This is a genomic window from Flavobacterium sp., from assembly GCF_017985075.1.
Classification (GTDB): domain Bacteria; phylum Bacteroidota; class Bacteroidia; order Flavobacteriales; family Flavobacteriaceae; genus Flavobacterium.
In genome coordinates, this window is record NZ_JAGNYF010000104.1 from 1 (window position 1) to 3,507 (window position 3,507).

5 protein-coding genes are annotated in these 3,507 nt (G+C 32.3%); 2 read left to right on the top strand and 3 right to left on the bottom strand.

The window, feature by feature from the left end; all coding sequences use genetic code 11:
- Positions 1-234 (top strand): outer membrane beta-barrel protein (locus KA468_RS10905; RefSeq protein ID WP_291242959.1); only part of this gene is annotated, 234 nt, incomplete at its 5' end.
- Between the two features lie 42 nt (positions 235-276).
- Here KA468_RS10905 and KA468_RS10910 read toward each other — a convergent pair.
- Complete coding sequence (locus tag KA468_RS10910; RefSeq protein WP_291242960.1) at positions 277-804, bottom strand: hypothetical protein; 528 nt, start codon at positions 802-804, stop codon at positions 277-279.
- Between the two features lie 21 nt (positions 805-825).
- The gene (locus KA468_RS10915) at positions 826-2,244 is read right to left on the bottom strand and encodes an L-serine ammonia-lyase (RefSeq protein ID WP_291242961.1); all 1,419 of its coding nucleotides are present in this window, start codon (positions 2,242-2,244) and stop codon (positions 826-828) included.
- A 285-nt stretch (positions 2,245-2,529) separates the two neighbouring features.
- Here KA468_RS10915 and KA468_RS10920 point away from each other — a divergent pair, with 285 nt between their 5' ends.
- A complete protein-coding gene (locus tag KA468_RS10920) occupies positions 2,530-3,036 on the top strand; it encodes a hypothetical protein (protein WP_291242962.1) in 507 nt (168 codons plus the stop codon).
- Positions 3,037-3,178: 142 nt separating this feature from the next.
- Here KA468_RS10920 and KA468_RS10925 read toward each other — a convergent pair.
- On the bottom strand, positions 3,179-3,507 hold a 329-nt coding region (locus KA468_RS10925; RefSeq protein WP_291242963.1), incomplete at its 5' end, for a DEAD/DEAH box helicase.

Genomic DNA, 3,507 nt, shown 5'->3' on the forward strand with positions numbered 1-3,507 from the left:
AAATGGCAAATGGCACACAGAATTGAATATTATCAAGATAAGAAGCAGGCAATAATAGCTAGTCAAATTCCTTTTGAAACGGTAGGAAATTCAATAAATTTAGATTTTTTACCCAATTCGAAGTTTAAAATAAGAACAGAAGGAAAATGGTATCACGCCACAGATAATATTTTTGATACCAATACCAAAAAAGATAATTTTTCGGTAACCACTACAATGAGTTTTGAGTTTTAAATTTTAGATGGGTACACAGATTTGACGAATTCAAAATAGATATTATTTCTTCAAAATCACTTTTCCTTCAAAAATTTTACTTTCTGAATATAATTTTAATCCCATAATTCTCCAATCAACACTACCCGAAACAAAGTAATTACAGTAGTTTTTATTTTTAGGCTTATCTACGTGAATTGTATGAACATTCCATTTAGTACCACTAATTAAACCGCCTTTCATACAATTTGCACTGATAATAACTAAATCATTTTTTTCTTCTCCAAAATATATATCTAAGGAAATTACAGAAGTTAAATTCTTTTCCAAAATCACATCTTGATGAAATGAATTCCCTGAAAATTTACTTTTAGTTGAATTATTTGAGGAATCTTGATTGTAAAAATTAATGTTTTTTTCTGCTAAATTCTTTGAATCTTCTTTTGAAATAAATGATAGCAATCCAATTACAAGAACTAATCCAGCAAGACCACCCAAGCCATCTCTAACGATTTTTACTGATTTAATGCAGACCACAAGAAAATAAATAAAAATTACTGCATTTAATATTCCCCAAATTAGTTCAAACATAGTTTTATGGTTTTAAATAAATTAACAATCCGCCAATCCTACTCCAATAGCCAAGCCACCTTCAGAAGTTTCTTTGTATTTTGAGTTCATATCTTTAGCGGTTTCCCACATGGTGGCTACTACTTTATCCAAAGGTACCAACACGTTTTTAGCATCGGTTTCTAAAGCCAATTCGGCTGCATTTATGGCTTTTATAGCACCCATAGTATTGCGTTCTATACAAGGTACTTGCACCAAACCACCTATTGGATCGCACGTCATACCTAAATGATGTTCCATAGCTATTTCAGCGGCTACCAATACTTGTTCTGGCGTACCACCCATTAATTCGCATAACGCTGCTGCTGCCATAGCAGAGGAAACCCCTATTTCTGCTTGACAACCGCCCATAGCTGCGGAAATAGTAGCTCCTTTTTTGAAGATACTCCCTATTTGACCAGCAACCATTAAAAATTGTTTGATTTCTTTTTCGCCAGCGTGATGATTTTCAATGACTAAATAATACATCAAAACTGCTGGAATAACACCTGCACTTCCGTTAGTAGGTGCGGTTACAACTCGTCCTAAAGAAGCATTTACCTCATTTACTGCCAAAGCAAAACAGGATACCCATTTTAATATTTGACGAAATTTAACCTCCGTTTGACGTATACAACTCAACCATTCTTGTGGCGAATTGTAATTGGCGATTCCAATTAAATTGGTATGCATATCGTAGGCTCTTCTTTTTACATTTAAACCACCAGGCAAAGTTCCGTCTGTGTGGGCACCAATATACATACATTCCAACATAGTATGCCAAATGCGCATTAACTCAGAATGAATTTCTGTTTCTGTACGCATTGATTTTTCATTTTCATACACAATATCAGAAATCGTCTTGCGCTCAGTTTGACAAAATTCTAATAATTCAACACCTGTATTCACCAAGAAGGGAAAGGCACATTTTATCTCTAAATTTTTATCTGTATCATCCTCTTCCTTAACTACAAAGCCACCTCCAATTGAATAAAAAGTTGAACTGTATTCTGAATCATTAGTATAGGCAGTAAACACCATACCGTTAGCGTGAAAAGGTAAAAAATTCTTATTGAAAAAGATATCTGAAACTACGTTAAAATGAATTTTGAATTCGTTATCCAAAAGCAATTCATTATTCGTTTTTATGTCTTCAATAATTGATGAAATGGCATCAATTGGCACATATTCCGGATCGGCGCCACTTAATCCTAACATAACGGCTAAGTCGGTAGCGTGCCCTTTTCCTGTTAAAGAAAGTGACCCATACAAATCGACTTTTACGCGATGTACTGAAGCAATTATATTTTGATTTCGTAATTCGGCTAAAAATTGTTCAGCAGCACGCCAGGGTCCTAAAGTATGAGAACTTGAAGGGCCTACGCCTATTTTTAACATATCAAAAACTGAAATACATTCCATATACTAAATCGTTATAGTAGCAAAGATAGTATTTGAAGTTGGAAGTTAGAAGTACGAAGTGAAAATATTTGAAAAATGTAGTAATTATTTGTTGGCTTCGAGTGCCTCAGCCAACAAAGACTTTAACTTGTTTTAGTTTAGTTGTTGACTTCGAGTGCCTCAGCCAACAAATCAATAGTTTATTTATTTCTTGTATTGTTGGCTGAGGCACTCGAAGCCAACAAAACCTTATATCATTTATTTGGCATAAAATTTGAAACCATAAAATTTATTAAATATATTCTTATGAAAAAGCTACGATTTGTTTCTATTATTATAGTTTTATTACTTTTTTGTCCGTTTATTAAGCAATGTGCTGGTGTGAATAAAAGAGTTGAAGGAACTAAAGCAGATTATTCTAATGAACTAAAAATTTATTTTAAAGAAAAATCTGAAAACGTTTTTGAAATAGCCTATGAAAATGGAAAATCAATAATTGACGTAGTAATGAATGATAAAAAAAGTATAATTAATGAAACGGGATTTTTTACTATTTTTTCATTTTGTATATTTAGTATTTTATTAATTATTACATCTTTACTCACCTCAATTTATTCGTTTTTAAAAAATTATAATAAAATAAAATTATTTACTATTTCAAGTATAGTATTCATTCTATCAATAACAATTGTTTTTTATTATTCTGGATTATTAGAACGATTTGGACAAATAAAAATAGGATTTTATCTTCTATTACTTTCTAATTTTTATATGTTGTATTTGTTAAAACAAAAAAAGGAACAAATTCTATAGAACTTATTCCTTTTATGTTGTTGACTTCGAGTGCCTCAGCCAACAAATCAATAGTTTATTTATTCCTTGTATTGTTGGCTGAGGTTCTCGAAGCCAACTATACCATTAACCTTATACCCAAAACCTTTAACCCTTAACCCTCCTAATACCAACGCTTCTTATTCTGTTTAGAAGCATCCGATTTTCTGGAATTAGAACTATCTGCATTTGCAGATTTAGCTGCTTTTGGTGTTTTTGGTGCGTTATTTTGTTTTTGTTTGGCAGGATTTCTTCTGTCGCCTCGGGTATCCGTTTCTTTGTTTTTTAATTCGTCTTCCGTAAATTCTCTATACGGATACGGATTTTCTTTCACTACTTTAATTTGCTGACGGGTTAGTTTTTCAATGTCTTTCCAGTACGGCAATTCGTCTTTTCCACAAAAAGAAATCGCTAAACCTTCATTACCTGCTCTACCCGTTCTACCAATTCGGT

Bases quoted from the DNA above. Each gene is read 5' to 3' on its own strand.
- KA468_RS10910 (WP_291242960.1), bottom strand. From the start codon at position 804: ATGTTTGAACTAATTTGGGGAATATTAAATGCAGTAATTTTTATTTAT.
- KA468_RS10915 (WP_291242961.1), bottom strand. From the start codon at position 2,244: ATGGAATGTATTTCAGTTTTTGATATGTTAAAAATAGGCGTAGGCCCT.
- KA468_RS10920 (WP_291242962.1), top strand. From the start codon at position 2,530: ATGAAAAAGCTACGATTTGTTTCTATTATTATAGTTTTATTACTTTTT.